Annotated in this window: 18 protein-coding genes and 1 pseudogene; 12 read left to right on the forward strand and 7 right to left on the reverse strand. The window is 72.5% G+C overall.

Translation table 11 applies throughout. The features are described from left to right. The gene (locus ACQPYX_RS05505) at positions 1–489 is read right to left on the reverse strand and encodes a MarR family winged helix-turn-helix transcriptional regulator (RefSeq protein WP_433801905.1); all 489 of its coding nucleotides are present in this window, start codon (positions 487–489) and stop codon (positions 1–3) included. 80 nt (positions 490–569) lie between these two features. On the opposite strand from ACQPYX_RS05505, the gene ACQPYX_RS05510 reads away from it, so the two are divergent. The 6 genes from ACQPYX_RS05510 to ACQPYX_RS05535 all read left to right on the forward strand — a co-directional run bounded on the left by ACQPYX_RS05510 (position 570) and on the right by ACQPYX_RS05535 (position 6,738). After that, positions 570–1,448, forward strand: coding sequence for a dioxygenase family protein (locus ACQPYX_RS05510; RefSeq protein WP_433801906.1), 879 nt, complete (start codon positions 570–572; stop codon positions 1,446–1,448). 443 nt (positions 1,449–1,891) lie between these two features. Further along, on the forward strand, positions 1,892–3,604 hold the full coding sequence (locus tag ACQPYX_RS05515; protein WP_433801907.1) for a glycosyltransferase: 1,713 nt from the start codon (positions 1,892–1,894) through the stop codon (positions 3,602–3,604). A gap of 34 nt (positions 3,605–3,638) precedes the next feature. Next, on the forward strand, positions 3,639–3,815 hold the full coding sequence (locus ACQPYX_RS05520; protein WP_433801908.1) for a hypothetical protein: 177 nt from the start codon (positions 3,639–3,641) through the stop codon (positions 3,813–3,815). A gap of 5 nt (positions 3,816–3,820) precedes the next feature. Continuing rightward, on the forward strand, positions 3,821–4,765 hold the full coding sequence (locus ACQPYX_RS05525; RefSeq protein WP_433801909.1) for a polysaccharide deacetylase family protein: 945 nt from the start codon (positions 3,821–3,823) through the stop codon (positions 4,763–4,765). After that, positions 4,762–6,219, forward strand: a complete 1,458-nt coding sequence (locus ACQPYX_RS05530; RefSeq protein WP_433801910.1) for a lanthionine synthetase LanC family protein — start codon at positions 4,762–4,764, stop codon at positions 6,217–6,219. The genes ACQPYX_RS05525 and ACQPYX_RS05530 overlap by 4 nt, the downstream gene beginning before the upstream one ends. A gap of 42 nt (positions 6,220–6,261) precedes the next feature. Then, positions 6,262–6,738 (forward strand): N-acetyltransferase family protein, encoded by a 477-nt coding sequence (locus ACQPYX_RS05535; protein ID WP_433803678.1) that lies wholly within the window; start codon positions 6,262–6,264, stop codon positions 6,736–6,738. 3 nt (positions 6,739–6,741) lie between these two features. Here the strand turns inward: ACQPYX_RS05535 and ACQPYX_RS05540 are convergent, their stop codons facing one another. From ACQPYX_RS05540 to ACQPYX_RS05550, 3 genes and pseudogenes are all read right to left on the reverse strand, one after another. Beyond that, positions 6,742–7,875 carry an Mrp/NBP35 family ATP-binding protein gene (locus ACQPYX_RS05540; RefSeq protein WP_433801911.1) on the reverse strand — a complete coding sequence of 378 codons (1,134 nt, stop codon included), beginning with the start codon at positions 7,873–7,875 and terminating at the stop codon, positions 6,742–6,744. A 204-nt stretch (positions 7,876–8,079) separates the two neighbouring features. Then, positions 8,080–8,520, reverse strand: a pseudogene (locus ACQPYX_RS05545) (DUF1003 domain-containing protein); the annotation flags it as partial. Further along, positions 8,513–9,814, reverse strand: coding sequence for a magnesium transporter MgtE N-terminal domain-containing protein (locus ACQPYX_RS05550; protein WP_433803679.1), 1,302 nt, complete (start codon positions 9,812–9,814; stop codon positions 8,513–8,515). The gene ACQPYX_RS05550 and the pseudogene ACQPYX_RS05545, both read right to left, overlap by 8 nt. Positions 9,815–9,986: 172 nt before the next feature. Between ACQPYX_RS05550 and ACQPYX_RS05555 the strand changes: the two genes are divergently transcribed. The 3 genes from ACQPYX_RS05555 (at position 9,987) to ACQPYX_RS05565 (ending at position 12,962) form a co-directional block, all read left to right on the forward strand. After that, positions 9,987–10,946, forward strand: a complete 960-nt coding sequence (locus tag ACQPYX_RS05555) for an HpcH/HpaI aldolase/citrate lyase family protein (RefSeq protein WP_433801912.1) — start codon at positions 9,987–9,989, stop codon at positions 10,944–10,946. A 44-nt stretch (positions 10,947–10,990) separates the two neighbouring features. Then, positions 10,991–12,184 carry an acyl-CoA dehydrogenase family protein gene (locus ACQPYX_RS05560; RefSeq protein ID WP_433801913.1) on the forward strand — a complete coding sequence of 398 codons (1,194 nt, stop codon included), beginning with the start codon at positions 10,991–10,993 and terminating at the stop codon, positions 12,182–12,184. A gap of 259 nt (positions 12,185–12,443) precedes the next feature. Continuing rightward, positions 12,444–12,962: a general stress protein gene (locus ACQPYX_RS05565; RefSeq protein WP_018335213.1), complete on the forward strand. Its 519-nt coding sequence runs from the start codon at positions 12,444–12,446 to the stop codon at positions 12,960–12,962. A 160-nt stretch (positions 12,963–13,122) separates the two neighbouring features. Here the strand turns inward: ACQPYX_RS05565 and ACQPYX_RS05570 are convergent, their stop codons facing one another. The 3 genes from ACQPYX_RS05570 to ACQPYX_RS05580 form a co-directional block, all read right to left on the reverse strand. Further along, positions 13,123–13,599 carry a hypothetical protein gene (locus ACQPYX_RS05570; protein ID WP_433801914.1) on the reverse strand — a complete coding sequence of 159 codons (477 nt, stop codon included), beginning with the start codon at positions 13,597–13,599 and terminating at the stop codon, positions 13,123–13,125. 112 nt (positions 13,600–13,711) lie between these two features. Further along, a complete protein-coding gene (locus ACQPYX_RS05575) occupies positions 13,712–15,187 on the reverse strand; it encodes an MFS transporter (protein ID WP_433801915.1) in 1,476 nt (491 codons plus the stop codon). Between the two features lie 166 nt (positions 15,188–15,353). Beyond that, the gene (locus ACQPYX_RS05580; RefSeq protein WP_433801916.1) at positions 15,354–16,442 is read right to left on the reverse strand and encodes a magnesium and cobalt transport protein CorA; all 1,089 of its coding nucleotides are present in this window, start codon (positions 16,440–16,442) and stop codon (positions 15,354–15,356) included. Between the two features lie 304 nt (positions 16,443–16,746). Here ACQPYX_RS05580 and ACQPYX_RS05585 point away from each other — a divergent pair, with 304 nt between their 5' ends. The 3 genes from ACQPYX_RS05585 to ACQPYX_RS05595 all read left to right on the forward strand — a co-directional run bounded on the left by ACQPYX_RS05585 (position 16,747) and on the right by ACQPYX_RS05595 (position 18,702). After that, on the forward strand, positions 16,747–17,262 hold the full coding sequence (locus tag ACQPYX_RS05585) for a MaoC family dehydratase (protein ID WP_230751492.1): 516 nt from the start codon (positions 16,747–16,749) through the stop codon (positions 17,260–17,262). Positions 17,263–17,338: 76 nt separating this feature from the next. Continuing rightward, positions 17,339–17,848, forward strand: a complete 510-nt coding sequence (locus ACQPYX_RS05590) for a PH domain-containing protein (RefSeq protein WP_433801917.1) — start codon at positions 17,339–17,341, stop codon at positions 17,846–17,848. Next, positions 17,845–18,702, forward strand: coding sequence for a PHP domain-containing protein (locus tag ACQPYX_RS05595; RefSeq protein WP_433801918.1), 858 nt, complete (start codon positions 17,845–17,847; stop codon positions 18,700–18,702). Before ACQPYX_RS05590 ends, ACQPYX_RS05595 begins: the two co-directional genes overlap by 4 nt. The last annotated feature ends 1 nt before the right edge of the window (position 18,703 follow it).

Genomic DNA, 18,703 nt, shown 5'->3' on the forward strand with positions numbered 1-18,703 from the left:
TCAGCAGCCCTGGTTGAGCGGGTTGGCGCGCATGCGCCCGCCGGGGTCGACCCGCCGCAGGACGGCGCTCGCGATCCCGTCGAGGTCGGCGATCCGGTCCGGGCCCACGGCGTCGATCACGAGCCGACGGACCTCGGCGGCGTGCCCCGGGGCCGTCGCGACCACCTTCTCCCACCCGGCGTCGGTCAGCCGCGCCATGGTGACCCGGCCGTTGTCCGCGCACGGCTCGCGGGTGAGCCAGCCCTGCTTCTCCAGCCGCGACACCACGTGCGAGAGCCGGGAGAGCGACGAGCTGACCATCGAGGCCAGCTCGCTCATCGGCATCGTGCGCCCGGGAGTCTCGGAGAGCATCGCGAGGACGAGGTAGGAGAACTGGGTGAGGCCGGCGTCGCGCTGCAGTTGCGCGTCCAGGGCGGCGGGCAGCAACGTGAACATCGCAGCGGTACGGCGCCACGCCCGCTGCTCGTCGGCGGTCAACCAGTCGGCCATGACCCCGACGCTACACTTGATGCTTCAACTGTGCACGTGTAGCGTCCGCGGGTGCATCGTCACACCCCAGGAGTCCCGGCATGAGTTCCCCGTTCGACACCGCCGTCCCCGGCGGCGCCTTCGACGCCTTCGTCGGTCCGGCCCGCGAGACCGCCTCGGGCCGCCGGCCGTGGACCCCCGCCGACGGTCCGATGCCGGCGATCTACCTCTCGCACGGCGCCCCGCCGCTCTACGACGACGGCGGGTGGATGCGGGACCTCTTCGGCTGGGCGCACCGCATGCCGCAGCCACGCGCGATCGTCATCGTCTCCGCGCACTGGGAGTCCGCGCCGCTGACCCTCTCCGCGCCGGAGGAGGGCACGCCGCTGGTCTACGACTTCGGGGGCTTCGCGCCGCGCTACTACACGATGACCTACGCGACGCCGGACGCGACGACCCTCGCCGACCGGGTCGCGGGCCTGCTCGGCGACGGGACCGAGCAGGTCCACCGCTCCGCCCGCGGGCTCGACCACGGGGCCTGGGTGCCGCTCTCGGTGATGTACCCGAACGCCGACGTCCCGGTGCTGCAGGTCTCCATGCCCGACGAGGACCCCGAGCGGCTCATGCGCATCGGCGCCCGTCTGCGCGAGCTGCGCGCCGAGGGCGTGCTGGTCGTCGGCTCCGGCTTCATGACCCACGGCCTGCCCTTCCTCACCCGCGACATGCTCCGCGGCGACGCCGTGCCCGGTTGGACCGACGACTTCGACGCCTGGGTCTCCGACGCCCTCGCCCGTGGCGACGTCGACGAGCTGCGTCGCTTCCGCGATGCGCCCGGCATGCCCTACGCGCACCCGACCGCCGAGCACTACGTGCCGCTGTTCGTCACCCTCGGCGCCGCCACCGACCCGGAGGCGCCGGTGCGCACGGAGATCGACGGCATGATGTGGGGCCTCTCCCGGCGGTCCTTCTCCCTGGCCTGACCCCGGTCCCGACGACGTCCGCCACCCCGCCCGCCGTCCGGCCGGCCCGGCCATCTGCCGGCCGCCGGCCGCCGGCCGCGAAGGTGACGTGGTGCAGGTTCCGGGGCCCCCGGACCTGTCTGGCGTGAATCTCGCGGGGATGGGCCGGAGCGGGCCGGCGGAGTCTCCCGCCGGCGCCGCTGCGCCGACCGGGCGAGACGCGACGTCGCCCGGACGGCGGCTGCCGCTCCACCGGCGTGAACCTCTGGATCGTGACGACCGGTACATCCGTGGCCAAACCGTGATTCCGGTGTAACACTCGGACCGTCTGTGACTATATGGGACATGTCGGCATCGATCGGGCGATGTCGATGGGGTGACTGAGTCCGTCGGGAGACACCATGCGTCAGGCTGAGGGAGGGCATCGCGCCGCGACCACGCTGCTCGATGCTCCGACCGGGGGCATGCGACGCACCCGTCCGCGCGACGCGCCCCGTGTAACGGTCGCCCAGCTCCTCGCCGCCCAGCTCGAGGACGAGCAGGCCCCCACCACGAAGCTGCGCGCCGCCGAGCTCGCGTCCCGCATCCCGGGCGCCCGTGCCGGGTCCGGTCCGCTGCCGGTCGTCACCGCGAGCTCGCCCGCTCCGGCCGTCGACGAGACCCCGACCGTCGTCCGTCGGGGTGCCCGACCCACGCCGGGTCCGCGTCGCTCCCGGCACGCCGCACGCCCCACCCCGGCGCCGCGACCCACCCCGGCGCCGGCTTCCCCGACGACGGCGCCCCGGACGACGGCCGCGCACGCCGCCGCGCCGACCGTCTCGAGCCCGACCGCGTCCGCCGCGACCGCCGTCGCACCCGCTGCGCCGGCCCGCCCCACGCCCGGTCCGCGGCCCGCACCGGCCCCGGCGGGCCCCGCCCCGACGGCACTGGCACCCGCTCCGGCCCCGGCGACGACCATCGCCGCCCCCGCCCGGCCGGCCCCGACGGCCCTGGCGCTCGCTCCGGCACCGGCGACGACCACCGCCGCCCCCGCCCGGCCGACCCCCGCACGCCGCTCCACCGCCGCGTCCGCTGCGCCCACCCCGGCGGCCGAGCGCCGGAGCCGCCGCGGCACGCGTCGTCGGGAAGGCACCGCGGTCACCAGCCTCGTCGTGCTCGTCCCCGCGCACGACGAGGAGGACGGGATCGCCGACACGGTCGAGGGCCTGCTGGCGCAGGAGACGCCGGAGTGGCTGGAGATCGCCGGCGTCGTCGTGGTCGCGGACAACTGCACCGACCGCACCGTCGAGATCGCCCGCCGCTACCCCGTGACGGTCATCGAGACCGAGGGCAACACCGAGAAGAAGGCCGGCGCCCTCAACGAGGGCTGGCGGCGCGCCGCGGGCGACGCCGACCTGGTGCTCACGATGGACGCCGACACCGTGCTGCGGCCCGGCTGCGCCGCCGCCATGGCCGAGGAACTGCGCTCCCGCCCGACCCTCGGCGGCGTGTGCGCCCGCTACTGGGCGGCCCCCGGGCGCGGGCTCGCGTGGCGCCTGCAGCGCCTCGAGTACGCCCGCTACGACGACCTGCGCGAGCTGCGGAGCTGGCGGGTCAGCGTCGCGAGCGGCGCCGCGGCGATGTACCGGCGCGAGGCCCTCGACGAGGTCGCCGTGCACCGCGACGCGGGCCCCTGGGACGGCACGTCGCTGATCGAGGACTACGCGCTCACCCTCGACCTCAAGACCGCCGGCTGGACGGTCGGCGCCGCCCGCGGCGCCCACGTGCTCACCCATCCGCCCACGAGCTTCCGCGAGCTCTGGGTGCAGCGGCTGCGCTGGGGCCGCGGCGGCATGGACGAGTGCCTCAAGCGCGGCTGGGGCCCGGCCACCCGCCGGGACATCATGTCCTACGGCCTCTTCGTGCTGAGCGTGTTCTTCCGGGTGCTCTTCGTGACGATGATCGTCCTGATGATCACCCACGCCATCCCGTTCCGGTACGCGCTGATCGGGCTGGTCCCGCTCGGCGTGATGTGGCTGGAGCGGGTCACCTCGATGTGGCGTCTCCCCGGACGCACCGCGACCGACGTCGCGATCGTGGCCGTGCTGGTCGTCGAGGACCTGTACGGCTTCTTCCTCGAGTTCTGCGCGGTCGTGGCCGCGTGGCGCTGTCTGCTGGCCCGACGACAGGGCTGGTAGCCCCCTCCCCTCGCTCCCCACCGAGAGGCACACGATGTACGGCGAGTCCCTGTACCTGACGAGCGGCGTCACCGGCGGCGCCACCGGCATGGCCCTGGCCGCGACCCAGGGCGTCAGCGCGATCGCGGTGATCCTCACCGGCGTCACGGTGGCGTTCACGCTCATGCTGCTCGTCCGCATCGCCCGTCGCGGCGCCCGGCACTTCCACTGAGAGCGGTGCAGGGCGGCAGGAGGCGTCGGGAGACGTCGTCGCAGGAGACGACGCTGCTCGGCGTCGCGGCGCTCGCGGCCGAGGCCCGCACCGGGCCCCGCCGTCGTGGGAAGAGCGCCTTCGACGTGCGGCGGCGCCGGACACTGGTGACGGTCGCGATGCTCGTCGTGCTGCTCGGTGGCAGTGTCGCCGGCTTCGCGACGTGGCTCTCGGGCGCCGACGAGGCGACCGCGGCCCCACCCACCGTGCAGGAGGTCAGCGTGGTCGGGCCGCGCTACGAACCGACGGCCGCCGACCGCGCCCGGCCGCCGACGCGCATCACGCCCGCCACCCCGCTCGTCGGGCTCACGTTCGACGACGGGCCCACCCCGGAGCGCACGCCGTACGTGCTCGACGTGCTGCGCGCCAAGGGCGCGAAGGCCACCTTCTTCTTCCAGGGCGACCAGGTGGAGAAGCACCCGGAGATCGCCCGACGGGCCCTCGCCGAGGGGCACGCCGTCGGGCTGCACTCCTACGAGCACCTGTACTTCCCCGAGCTCGACCCGCAGCGCGCGCGTGACCAGATCGTCCGGTCCGAGGAGATCCTCACCCGCGAGCTCGGCGTCCGGCCGACGATGTGGCGCTACCCCTTCGGCGAGGCCTCCCCGGCCGCCGACGCGGTGCTGGCCGAGCGGCGGCTCGTCGGGAACGTGGGCTGGGACTGGCGCTCCAACCTGCCCGGCGACTTCGAGTGCGCGGGCGCGGACGGGCTCGTCAGGCTGATCATGGCCGAGGCGAAGGACCAGGCGGTGATCCTGCTGCACGACGGCGGGGACGCGATCAACTGTCCCGACCCGCAGTGGCAGTACCTGCCGCGGGCCATCGACGCGCTGCGGGCGGACGGCATGGAGCCCGGTGTCGTGGTGCCGAGCGGGCGGGCCCGGCCCCTCGTGTCGGTGGTGGCGCCGTGACCCGGGTGCTGCTGCTGGTGGCGGTGCTCGCCCTCGCGGCGGGGTGTGCGTCCACCCCGGCGCGCGAGGAGACCGCCGTCCCGTCCCCGAGTCCCGCCGCGGCGGCCGCCGTGCCGGCGGACGTGGCGCGGGGCCTCGACGCCCTGATCGCGACCGCGGAGTCCGGCCCCTCGGGCGGCAGCGCCTGGCCGAGCGTGATCCAGGCGCCGCACCGCCAGGTCGACCGCGACGTCGGCGTCGCCGGCATCGCCGCCGGGCTGCTCGCGGTCGCCGACGGCGCCCCGGAGGGCTCGGTCCGCGACCGGTCCCTGGACACCGTCCGCGACGCGGCCGACTTCCTGGTCGCCGCCCAGCGGGGCGAAGGCCGCTTCCCCGACTACGTCGACCCCGACGGCGTCGCCGGGTACGCCTACTCGTCCTACGACGACGGCGCGGCCGGCATCGCCGACCTGCTCTGGACGGCGGGGGAGCGGCTCGACGAGCCGCGCTACCGCGACGCGGCCCGCGCCGCCACGGCGTGGCTGGTCGAGCGCGCGGAGGACGTGCCGGGCGCGCCCGCGTGCCCGGCGGTGTGCCGGTGGGCCTGGAGCGACGACGGCCCGCCGTCCTACCGCAACGGCATGGGCGAGGGACAGGCCGGGATCGTCTACGCGCTGAGCGTCCTGGCCGACCGCACGGGCGACCGGCGCCTCGCCGACTACGCCGCGGGTGGCGGCGCCTACCTGCTCTCCCAGCAGGGCCCCGACGGCGGGATGCCCGAGCGCGCCGACCAGCCCGCCCGCAACACCGGCTTCCTCTCCGGGGCGGCGGGCGCGGCCTTCACGTTCCTGCGGCTCCACCAGGCCACCGGCGAGGCGCGGTGGCGCGACGGGGCGGAGCGCGCGCTGGACTTCCTCGACCGCACCGCGATCCCGGCGGGCGGCGGGTCGACCTGGCCGATCTGGGTCGACCCGGCCGGGGTGCCCGGCAACCCGCGGCGGGCCACCGGCATGGAGGAGGGCGCCGCCGGCATCGGGTGGGTGTCGCTGCAGGCCGCGCAGATCCTCGACGACGACCGCCACCGCGAGCGGGCGGAGGCCGCCGGACGGTGGTTGCTGACGGTCGGCCAGGACCGGGACGGCGGCACGTCGTGGCCGGAGTTCGAGGGCAGCCCGATCAGCCACCTCTCGACGAACTCCGGCGCGGCGGGCACCGGGTGGTACCTCGACACCCTGGCCCGGGTCACCGGAGAGGCCGGCTACCGCGACGCCGCGCTCGGCGCCCAGCGGTGGCTGAGCGCCTCGATACGCCCGGACGGGACGTGGCCGTCCAACGTCACCGACGGCCGCCCACGCCTGCTCGGCGAGCCGTCCTGGCACTGGGGCTCGGCGGGCATCCTGGCATTCCTCGCCCGGATGTCCGGCGGCCCGGTCGACAGCCCGGGGATGCAGCCGCCGCTGGTGCCGTTGGGCTGAGCGGCAGGGCGGACCGACCGGTACGCGACCATGCGAACCGTGCTGACCATCCGAGACGCCACGACGGATGACGCCTCGGCGTGCGCCGCGATCTACGCCCCGTACGTCCGGGACACCGTCGTCAGCTTCGAGGAGCACCCGCCCTCGGCGGACGAGATGGCCGCGCGGATGGCGGCCGCCCACCAGTGGCTCGTCGGGGAGGACGGCGGCCGGATCGTCGGCTACGCCTACGCCGGGCCGTTCAACGAGCGGCACGCCTACCGGTACACGTGCGCCGTCAGCGTCTACCTCGAGACCGGGCGCCGGCGCACCGGAACCGGCCGGGCCCTGTACGAGGACCTCTTCGCCCGGCTACGCGCCCGGGGCCACGTGCGGGCCACGGCCGGGATCACGCTGCCGAACGAGGCCAGCGTCGGCCTCCACACCGCGCTCGGGTTCGCGCCCGTGGGCACGTTCCCGCGCGTGGGGTGGAAGTTCGACGCCTGGCACGACGTCGCGTGGATGCAGCGCGACCTGTAGGTCTCAGCGGCCGGCGGGCGAGATGTTCAGCGACATCCCGGCGAGGCCACGGGCCCGCACGGTGAGCCGGTCGGCGACCGTGCGCAGCGCCTCACCGGCCGCGGACTGCGGCGCGGAGAGCACCAGCGGCACCCCGGCGTCGCCGCCCTCGCGCAGGCGGGTGTCGATCGGAATCTGGCCGAGCAGCGGGACCTCGGAGCCGATCGACTTCGTCAGCGAGTCGGCCACCGTCTGCCCGCCGCCGGAGCCGAACAGGTCCATGCGCGACCCGTCGGGCATGTCCATCCAGCTCATGTTCTCGACGACGCCCACGAGGCGCTGGCGGGTCTGCAGCGAGATCGCGCCTGCCCGCTCGGCGACCTCGGCGGCGGCCTGCTGCGGGGTGGTGACGACGAGCAGCTCGGCGTTCGGGATCAGCTGCGCGACCGAGATCGCGATGTCGCCGGTGCCGGGCGGGAGGTCGAGCAGCAGGACGTCGAGGTCGCCCCAGAACACGTCGGCGAGGAACTGCTGCAGCGCGCGGTGCAGCATCGGGCCGCGCCAGACGACCGGGGTGTTGCCGGGGGTGAACATGCCGATCGAGATGACCTTCACGCCGTGCGACTGCGGCGGCAGGATCATCTCGTCGACCTTGGTCGGCAGGTCCTCCGTACCGAGCATGCGCGGCACCGAGTGGCCGTAGATGTCCGCGTCGACGACGCCGACCTTGAGGCCCTTGTCGGCCATCGCCGCGGCGAGGTTCACGGTCACCGACGACTTGCCGACGCCGCCCTTGCCCGAGGCGACCGCGTACACCCGGGTCATCGAGCCGGGCTGGGCGAACGGGATGACCGGCTCGTCGGCGTCGCCCTTGACGGTCTTGCGCAGCTCGCGCCGCTGCTCGTCGTTCATGACGTCGAGCTCCACGGACACCGCGGTGACGCCCGAGACCGCCGAGACGGCGTTCGTGACGCGCGAGGTGATCGTGTCCTTCATCGGGCACCCGGCGACCGTCAGGTAGACCGCGACCTCGACCTTGCCGTGGTCCAGGACGCGGATGTCCTTGACCATGCCGAGCTCGGTGATCGGACGGTGGATCTCGGGGTCCTCGACACCGCCCAGTGCGGTGCGGATCGCCTCGACGGACGGTGCAGCCATACCCCGATGCTACGTGTCGGTACCGACGCTCCCGTTGCTCGGACCCGTGTGCTCCAGCACCCTGCCGAGGGCCCGCTCGACGGCCTTGTCCACCGCGCGCTCCAGGGCCCGCTCCAGCGTCTTGTCCAGCGACTTGTCGACCGCCCGGGTCAGCGCCTTCTGCGTCTCCCGGTCCACCCCGGAGCGCTCCGCCCCCCGCTCGGCGAGCTCACTGCGCAGGAAGTCGCGGGTGACCATCTCGCCGACGGCGAGCCGCACCGCGGCCAGTTCGCGGGAGAGGTACTCCGTGTCGGCGATGGTCCGCTGGGCGCGGGCGCGGTCCTCGTCGAGCGAGACCCGGTCCCGGTCGTCCTGCCGGTTCTGCGCCAGCAGGATCAGCGGCGCCGCGTAGGCGGCCTGGGTGGAGAACGCCAGGTTCAGCAGGATGAACGGGTAGGGGTCCCACTCGCCGACGATGCCGATCAGGTTCAGCGCGATCCAGACGATCACGAACACCGTCTGCCACAGCAGGTAGGTGCCGGTCCCGAGGAAGCGCGCCAGCCGCTCGGCGAGCCGGCCGAACGCCTCCGTGTCGAGGTCGAGGCGCAGGCGGCGCTGCGGGCCGGACGGGGTGTCGAGCCGCCGGCGGGTGGAACGCTCAGGCACGGGGTGCTCCCTTGGCGGGCGGCAGGGCGTTCTCCGGGATCCGGAGCCCGCCCGTCGTCGTGGGGTCGGGGTCCTGCGAGCGCCAGTCCTCGGGCAGCAGGTGGTCGAGGACGTCGTCGACGGTGACCGCGCCGAGCAGGTGGTCGTTCTCGTCGATCACCGGGCCGCAGACCAGGTTGTACGTCGCGAAGTAGCGGGTGACCTCGGTGAGCGAGGCGTCCGGGTCCAGTCGGGTGAGCTCGGCGTCGAGCACCCCGGCCACCAGCGCGAACGGCGCCTCGCGCAGCAGCCGCTGGGCGTGCACGCAGCCGAGGTAGCGCCCCGTCGGGGTGGCCGAGGGCGGGCGGCAGACGAACACCATGGACGCGAGCGCCGGGGTGATGTCGGGGTTGCGGACGCGGGCGAGGGCCTCGGCGACGGTGGCGTCCGGGGCCAGCACGATCGGCTCCGGGGTCATCATGCCGCCGGCGGTGTCGGCCGAGTAGGTGAGCAGCCGGCGCACCGACTGCGAGTCCTCGGGCTCCATCAGACCCAGCAGCTGCTCGGACTCCGGGTCGGGCAGGTCGGCGAGCAGGTCCGCGGCGTCGTCGGGATCCATCGCCTCGAGCACGTCGGCCGCGCGCTCGGAGGCGAGGTGGCGCAGCAGGTCGCGCTGCTCGTCGTTCGGAAGCTCCTCGATGACGTCGGCGAGGCGCTCGTCGTCCAGACCGTCCGCCACGTCGTACCGACGGCGCGTCGGGAGGTCGAGCAGGGCCCGCGCGACGTCGGCCGGGCGCATGTCCTCGAACGTGGCGAGCAGCTGCTCGGTGCCCTGGCCCTCCTCGGCGAGCGAGAGGCCGCTGATCGCCGCCCACGGCAGCACCTGCACCGGGCCGCGTCGTCCCAGCACCCCGAGGCGCTCGGTGACCGCGAGCCGCGTGATCAGCCAGTCGCGGCTGCGGGTGTGCTCCATGAGCACGTCGACCACGGTGGCGTCGACCTGTCGGTCCACGATCCGCACGCCCGCGTCGAGCATCTCCCCGACGACGAGGACCTCGTTCGGCCGCTGCGCGAACGGGCGGAGGTTCACCTGCCCGGTGGACAGCGTCACCGCGCCGGCGTCGATGGCGGTGATGCGCAGCATCGGGACGAAGATGCGTCGTCGGGACCCCACCCCGACGACGAGGCCGAGCACCCGGGGCGGTCGCGGCCCGACCGAGACGGCGGACACGGCGTCGCGCACGCGCCCGATGTGCTCGCCGTCGGGACCGAGAACGGGCAGACCGACCATCCGGGCGACGAACACCCTGGTCATCGCGGTGCTGGCGGGACGGGTCACGCGCTGAGGTTAGCGGCGTTGCACTCCCGGCTCGCGGCGGAGAGGGTGCTCACCTGAATCGGGACAGCGGAGTCATCGCATGTCAACATCCCGGTCAACCGTGCGCCTCCGCGACGACAGGCGGGGGCCTTCGAGGAGGTCAGTGCGAGTGAGTGTCGAGAACCGCCCGCGTCGGTCGTGTCTCGCGGTCCCGGGGTCGAGCCAGAAGTTCATCGACAAGGCGCGGACCCTGCCGGCGGACCAGATCTTCCTCGACCTGGAGGACGCCTGCGCCCCGCTCGCGAAGCCGGGGGCGCGCAAGACGATCGTCTCGGCGCTGAACGAAGGCGGCTGGGAGGGCAAGACCCGGGTCGTCCGCGTCAACGACTGGACCACCGAGTGGACCTACCGCGACGTCACCGAGGTCGTCGAGGGCGCCGGCGCGAACCTCGACGCGATCATGCTGCCGAAGGTGCAGACCGCGGCGCAGGTGCACGCCCTGGACTTCCTGCTCACGCAGATCGAGAAGACCATGGGCTACGAGGTCGGCCGCATCGGCATCGAGGCGCAGATCGAGAACGCGCTGGGGCTGACCAACGTCAACGAGATCGCCGCCGCGTCGCCGCGCATGGAGACCATCGTCTTCGGCCCGGCCGACTTCATGGCCTCGATCAACATGAAGTCGCTGGTCGTCGGCGAGCAGCCCCCGGGCTACACCGAGGGTGACGCCTACCACTACATCTACATGCAGATCCTCATGGCGGCCCGCGCCTACGACCTGCAGGCCATCGACGGCCCCTACCTGCAGATCCGCGACGTCGACGCGTTCCGCCGCGTCGCGTTGCGCTCGGCGGCGCTGGGCTACGACGGCAAGTGGGTGCTGCACCCCGGCCAGATCGACGCGGCCAACGAGGTCTTCTCGCCCAACCAGGACGACTACGACCACGCCGAGAACATCCTCGACGCCTACGAGTGGTTCACCTCCGAGGCGGGCGGCAAGAAGGGCTCGGCGATGATCGGCGACGAGATGATCGACGAGGCATCGCGCAAGATGGCCCTGGTCATCGCGGGCAAGGGTCGCGCCGCCGGCATGACGCGTGGGGAGCGCTGGACCCCGCCGGAGAGCTGACCGCATACTCGCCGGTAACAAACCTTCGTCAGGAGCTCATCGTCATGGCACGTCTCGCCCAGACCGCCGGCCTCACCGAGGTCCAGGAGGAGATTCTCTCCACCGTCCGCGACTACGTGGACAAGGAGATCATCCCGAAGGCCCAGGAACTCGAGCACGCCGACGAGTACCCGCAGGAGATCGTCGACGGGATGAAGGAGATGGGCCTGTTCGGGCTCATGATCCCGGAGGAGTACGGCGGGCTGGGCGAGTCGCTGGCCACCTACGCGCTGACGGTCGAGCAGATCGCCCGCGGGTGGATGAGCGTCTCGGGTGTCATCAACACCCACTTCATCGTCGCCTACATGCTCATCCACCACGGCACGGAGGAGCAGAAGCAGAAGTACCTGCCGAAGATGGCGACCGGTGAGATCACCGGCTCGTTCTCGATGTCCGAGCCCGAGCTGGGCTCCGACGTGGCGGCCATCAAGACCCGCGCGACCCGCGACGGCGACGACTACGTCGTCAACGGCGCCAAGATGTGGCTGACCAACGGCGGGTCGTCGACCCTCACCGCGGTGCTCGTCAAGACCGACGAGGGCGCCGAGAAGCCGTACCAGAACCTGACGACGCTGCTGGTGGAGAAGCCACGCGGGTTCGGCAAGGTCGCCGAGGGGCTCTCGATCCCCGGCAAGATCGACAAGATGGGCTACAAGGGCGTCGACACCACCGAGATGGTGTTCGACGGCTTCCGCATCCCGCAGACCCAGGTGCTCGGCGAACTGCCGGGCAAGGGCTTCGCGCAGATGATGGACGGCGTCGAGGTCGGCCGCGTGAACGTCGCCGCCCGCGCCTGCGGCATCGCGATCCGCGCCTTCGAGCTCGGCATCGAGTACGCCCAGCAGCGCTCCACCTTCGGCAAGCCGATCGCGCAGCACCAGGCGATCGCGTTCAAGCTCGCCGAGATGGCCACCAAGGTCGAGGCGGCCCACCTCATGATGGTCAACGCCGCCCGCCTGAAGGACCGCGGCGAGCGCAACGACGTCGAGGCCGGCATGGCCAAGATGCTCGCCTCCGAGTACTGCAAGGAGGTCACCGAGGAGTCCTTCCGCATCCACGGCGGCTACGGCTACTCCAAGGAGTACGAGATCGAGCGGCTCATGCGTGAGGCGCCGTTCCTGCTCATCGGCGAGGGCACCTCGGAGATCCAGAAGACGATCATCAGCCGTGGTCTGCTGAAGGACTACAAGCTGCGCTGAGTCGTCGCCCCCCCCTGGGTGGCAGCGAAGCGTCGTTGCTGTCATCCAGTGGCAGGAGAGCCACATCGTCACGAGGGAGTCGCCCGGTCCCGGGCGGCTCCCTCGCTGCATTCCCGACGACGCGGCGGTGCGGGTTGCGCCGTTCGGCCGACCGCGTCAGCGGGCACACACTCCGCGTGGGCACTTTCCACCGGTTCCGTCCGTTGGAAGGATGCGCGGACCCCGAGCAACCGGGGCCGATCAGTCAGCGGAGGTCAGTGTGAGCGCGCCGTTCCTCGGCAACCGTCCCGGGGCCGCCCCCGGGCTGCCGAACCTTCCCGAGCCGCCCTCGGGCTGGCCCATCGGGTCGTACGCGAAGTACGAGGAGGCGCAGCGGGCCGTCGACCATCTCGCCGACAACGACTTCCCGGTGGCCGACGTGACCATCGTCGGCGTCGACCTCATGCTCGTCGAGCGCGTGATCGGACGCCTGACCTGGGGTCGCGTCCTCGCCACCGGCGCCGCGTCCGGCGCGTGGCTGGGCCTGTTCGTCGGTGTGATCCTGTCGCTGTTCAGCGCCAACGGGTCGTTCGGCGCGATCCTGCTCGGCCTCGGGATGGGCATCGTGTTCGGTGTCGTCTCCGGCGCGATCACCTACGGCGCCTCGCGCGGACGGCGCGACTTCACCTCGGCGAGCCAGCTCGTCGCCGGCCGCTACGACGTGCTCTGCCAGCCCCGCAACGCGGAGAAGGCCCGCGACATGCTGGCCAAGCTCGCGATCGGCTCCGAGCAGACGTAGCCCCACCGCCCCTGCGCCCGCGAGGGGCACGCCACGCAGCCTCGCGGGCCCGCCGGGATGCCTGGCGTCACCGTCGCGGGGAGACCAGGGGCCAGCGCCGCGAGCCGAGTGCGGCGATCTGCGTCAACGGTGGCGCAGATCGCCGCACTCGCGCCGAACGTCAGGCCGTCGCCTTCGCCGTCCAGGTCTCGAAGCGTCGCCAGAACACCCGCTGCGAGAGCGCCCAGAGGCGCAGCATCCGCGGGTGGACGTGCGCGTCGATGCGCAGGTCCACCTCGGTGCCGCCCGGGGCGTCGGCCACGGCGATCTGCAGTCGCGTCGGGCGCAGCAGCCGGAACGAAATCGCGTACGCGCCGTAGAGGTACTGCAGGTCGCGGTACGCACCGTCGCGGATCTCGCCCAGCACGCCGGGGAGGTGCAGCCCCGGGCCGTAATGGGTGGTCACCACGCCCGGCGTGAACCCGCCGCCGAGGAACTCCACCCGCCACGGCGGGATCTGGGTGTCGGTGAAGGTCGCCGGGTCGTTCAGCCACGCCCACACCCGCTCGCGGGGCGCCGCCGTGACGAAGCGCTGCACGTGCTGGTGCGACCGCCACCCCGGCGGTGCCGGCTGGTCGGGCCCGGAGAGGGTGCTCACGGTCGGCGATGCTGCCAGCCCGGGGCTCGCCCCGCCGTCGGGAACCGTGAGGGGACGATCGGCCCGCCCCGACCGCCTGAGGGGTCCCCTCACGCGGGTGGGGCGGGGGGGCTCACGTACTGGCCGCCCCCGTCGCGCGCACCACCGAGAGCGGCTTCGCGACGTCCTCCAGCGACTGGCCCTCGGCCTTCACACCGAGGGCGAGCGTCACCAACCCGCCGACGATCATGATCGCGGCGCCCACGATGTAGCCGATGAACAGCTTCGAGGGGTCCGGCGCGTTCTTGTCGATCAGCGAGCCGTAGAACAGCGGCGCGATGGAGCCGAAGGCCTGCGCGATCGCGAAGAACACGACGATGGCCTTCGCGCGCACCTCCATGGGGAAGACCTCACTGACGGTCAGGTACGCCGCGGACGCGCCCGCCGAGGCGAAGAAGAAGATCACGCACCAGGCGATCGTCTGGGTCGTGGCGGTCAGCATCCCGGCGCGGAACAGGAACGCCGAGATCACCAGCAGCCCGCCGGAGAGGATGTAGGTGCCGGAGATCATCGGCTTGCGACCCAGCGAGTCGAACAGCGGTCCGAGCAGCAGGGGGCCGAGGAAGTTCCCGATCGCGAACGGGATGTAGTAGAGCGCCGTGTCCTGCACCCCGAAGAACGTCCCGAGCACGGTCGCGTAGGTGAAGAAGATCGCGTTGTAGAGGAACGACTGCGTGATCATCAGCGTCGCACCGAGCGTCGACCGGCCGGGATAGGTCCGGAACAGCACGCGGAGCAGGGTGAGGTAGCCGGTCTGGTCGGTCGGCGTGATCTCGATGGCCTTGCGGTCGTCGACCGGCGGCAGCGCCTTCCCGGTCGACTCCACCTCGTGCTCGATGTAGGCGATCGACCGCTCGGCCTCCTCGCCGCGCCCGTGCATGATCTGCCAGCGCGGGCTCTCGGGCAGGTGCCGGCGCAGGAACAGGATCCCGAGGCCGAGGACCGGGCCGAGCAGGAACGCGATGCGCCAGTCGATGGCGGGGGAGAGCGCGCCGGAGAGCAGCGGGACCTGCACGATCGCCGCGATCGCGGCACCCGCCCAGTACGTCCCGTTGACCGCGATGTCCACGCGCCCGCGGTAGGACGCCGGGATCAGTTCGTCGATCGCGGAGTTGATGGCGGCGTACTCGCCGCCGATGCCCGCGCCCGCGATGAACCGCGTCAGGTAGATGAACGCGATCGCGGCGCCGCCCGACCCGACGGTGAAGGCGGTGAGGGCCGAGCCGCCGAAGTAGATCGCCAGCGTGATCATGAACAGTCGCCGTCGGCCGAGCCGGTCGGAGATGTGGCCGAACACGAGCGCGCCGACCACCTGCCCGATGAGGTACGCGGTCGCGAGGCCGCCGACCGCGGTCGCGGACAGGCCGAGCCGCGAGGAGTCGGTGAGCTTGTCGCCGACGTTGCTCGCGATCGTGATCTCGAGGCCGTCGAGGATCCAGGCCGTCCCGAGCGCCACGACCATGCGGGTGTGGAACGGCGACCAGGGCAACCGGTCGATCCGGGCGGGGATCAGCGAGCGCACGCTGCCCGGGTGTTCAGTGGCCGTCACGAGGACCTCCCGCATCACGGGGCCGGGCTGGTTGGTGAGCCCAGCTACACAACGGCCCGTGTGCCCCCGTTCCCCGTGACCCAATCGCCTTCTCGACGACCGGTGAGGCGGGTTGCGCCACCCGGCGCAGCCCCTCGTCGGGAACGAGAGGAGATGTCCGGTTCGGCTAGAGCCAGCGGTTCCGGCGGAACGTGCGGAAGAGCCAGCCGCAGATCGAGAGGATCACGAGGATCACCAGCGGATAGCCGAAGCTCCAGTGCAGCTCGGGCATGTAGTCGAAGTTCATGCCGTAGATGCCGGCGAACATCGTCGGCACCGCGAGCAGCGCCGCGTACGCGGTGATCTTGCGCATGTCGTTGTTCTGGCGGAGCGTGATCTTGGCGAGCACGGCGTCGACGAGCGTGGTCAGCAGCTCGTCGAACTGCGCGACCCGTTCCGCGACGGTGGCGAGGTGGTCGTCGACGTCGCGGAAGTAGCTGCGCACCTCGGTCGGCACCAGCGGCGAGTAGCCCTCGGTGAGCCGGCGCAGCGGGTTGACCAGCGGCGCGACCGCGCGGCGGAGCTCGAGCACCTCGCGCTTCATCAGGTAGATCTGGTCGGCCGAGAAGTCGGAGTACGGCGCGAACACCTCGGCCTCGATGGTGTCGATGTCGCCCTCCACCGCGGCCGACACGTCGAGGTAGGCGTCCACGATGTGGTCGGCCACCGCGTGCAGCACCACGGCGGGCCCGAGGGCCAGGTGCTCGGGGTCCGCCTCGAGCATGCGGCGGACGCGGCGCAGGCCGGAGTGCTGCCCATGGCGCACGGTCACGACGAAGTCGCGCCCGACGAAGCACATCAGCTCGCCGGACTCGACGATCTCGTTCGCCGTGGTCGGCGAGGCGTGCGCGACGTAGCGCATCGTCTTGAACACCGAGAACAGCATGTCGTCGTAGCGCTCGATCTTCGGGCGCTGGTGGGCGTGCACCGCGTCCTCGACGGCGAGCGGGTGCAGGCCGAAGACCTCGGCGATGTCCTCGATCTGCTCGGCGTCGGGCTCGTGCAGGCCGATCCAGACGAAGCCCTCACCGCGGCTGCGGACCTCGGCGATCGCGTCCCGCGGGTTCCAGCGCCCCTCGACCCGACGGCCGTCGACGTAGATCGCGCAGTCGACGACGAACGCGGACATGGGGACGTGCGGGACGCCGACGCCCTGGTCGAGCGCGCGGGGGCGGCGCACACGGGCGGCGGTGCGCAGCGAGGGGAGTGCGGGCACGGGGGACCTCGGTTCTCGGGTCGGGGCGGAGGACGGCTCTCCGCGTCGCCCCGGGCCGGAACGCCCGCTCAGGGGCGTGGTGCCAGCCACGAGGGGACGCGGCCGGTACTTCCGCCAGGGGTGTCAGCTGCCTGCTCGGGGGAGTCCACGTCCACCTCCTGTCTCGATCCATGTCGCACGGCTCACGCGTTCCCGCTGGTCCGCGCGGTGCACCGATGGTCCATCCTACGACTCGGCCCGCGGCGGGCGCCGCCGGAGTGACACGGGTCGTCGCCGTCGTCGAGTGAGTTCAGGGAGTGGACACGTGCAGTTCGGTCGGTACTTCGAGGAGTTCGAGGTCGGGGCGACGTACAAGCACTGGCCCGGGAAGACGGTCACCGAGTACGACGACCACCTCTTCTGCCTCATCACCATGAACCACCACCCGCTGCACCTGGACAACCACTACGCGTCCGGCACGCAGCAGGGCCGCAACGTCGTCGTCGGCAACTACGTCTACTCGCTGCTGCTCGGGATGTCGGTCGCGGACGTCTCCGGCAAGGCGATCGCGAACCTCGAGGTCGAGTCGCTGCGCCACGTGAAGCCGGTCTTCCACGGCGACACGATCTACGGCGAGTCGACCGTGCTGGACAAGAAGGAGTCGTCGTCGAAGAACGACCGCGGCGTCGTCCAGGTCGAGACGATCGGCTACAACCAGGACGGCGTCGTCGTCTGCATCTACCGGCGCAAGGTCATGGTGCCGAAGCGGCCGGTGGCCGACACCCCCGAGCAGCAGTTCGCGCTGGAGCAGCCGAACCGCCCGGTGCCGCAGGACCGCTGAGCCACCGCCGCGGCGGTGCCTCGACCGGCCCCCGGCGGGATAGGCTCCTGCCGGGCGCTGGAAGGGGAGGTCCGACGTGCTCGCACCACGGGACATCGACGAGTACGTGCTGCCGACCGAGCGGCGCGTGATCCGCTTCCGGCGGCACTGGGTCAAGGTCATGAACGAGGTCGTCCAGGCCGCTGTGCTGTTCGGCGTCCTGTTGGTCGCCGCCGTGGAGCTCCCCGAGGGCCCGGTGGTGTCGAACATGCTCTGGTACGGCGCGCTGCTGGTGCTGATCAAGGCCTCCTACAAGATCAGCGAGTGGTGGGTCGAGAAGGTCGTCATGACCGACAAGCGCGTGATGCTCGCCGAGGGCGTGTTCACACAGAAGGTCGGCATGATGCCGCTCGGGAAGGTCACCGACCTCACCTTCGAGCGCACCTTCATGGGCCGTGCGCTCGGCTACGGCACCCTGGTCATCGAGTCGGCCGGTCAGATCCAGGCGCTCAACAAGATTCACCACATGCCCGACCCCGACGAGTTCTACGAGGCCATCTCCGAGCTGGTGTTCGGCGAGAAGCGGCAGACCCCGTCCCGGCCGTGATCGACCTCCACCTGCACTCGAACGCCTCCGACGGCTCCGACGACCCCGCCGACGTCGTCCGCCGCGCGGCCGCCGCGGGCGTGACGACGCTCGCGCTCACCGACCACGACACGACGGCGGGCTGGGACGCGGCCGCCGCCGCCGTCCCGCGCGGGGTGCGGTTGGTCCGCGGCGCCGAGTTCTCCACCGACGCGCCGGACGGCCGGGGCGGCCGCGTCCCGGCGCACCTGCTCGGCTACCTGTTCGACCCCTCCCATCCGGCGGTGCTCGCCGACCAGGAGCGGCTGCGGGGCGAGCGGCTGCGCCGGATCCGGGTGATGACCGACCGCCTGCGCGCCGCCGGGTACGACGTCGACCCCGAGGGCATCGCCGCGCGCACCGGCGCCCCGGTCGGGCGCCCGCACGTGGGGCAGGCGCTGCTGGACCTCGGCGTGGTCGCCTCGGTCGGCGAGGCGTTCCGCACCTTCCTGGCCAAGGACGGGCCGTACTACGAGCCGAAGGCCGACACGCCCGTCGACGAGGCGATCACGACGATCCGGGCGGCCGGCGGCGTGCCGGTCTGGGCGCACCCGTGGGCGCGGACCCGCGGCGAGGTCATCGAGGAGTCGGTCATCCGCGACCTGGCGGCCCACGGCCTCGTCGGGATCGAGGTCGACCACCCCGACCACACCGCCGACGACCGCGAGCGGCTCCGGGCCCTGGCCGGCGAGCTGGGCCTCGTCGTCACCGGATCGAGCGACTACCACGGGACCCGCAAGGACATCCCGATCGCGGCGGCCACCACCGCCCCGGATCAGCTCGACGCCCTGCTCGACCGGGCCACCGGCGCCGAGGTGATCATCGGCGCCGCCTAGA

The sequence above is a fragment of the Actinomycetospora sp. CA-084318 genome (assembly GCF_050955885.1).
In the GTDB taxonomy this organism is placed as follows: Bacteria; Actinomycetota; Actinomycetes; order Mycobacteriales; family Pseudonocardiaceae; genus Actinomycetospora.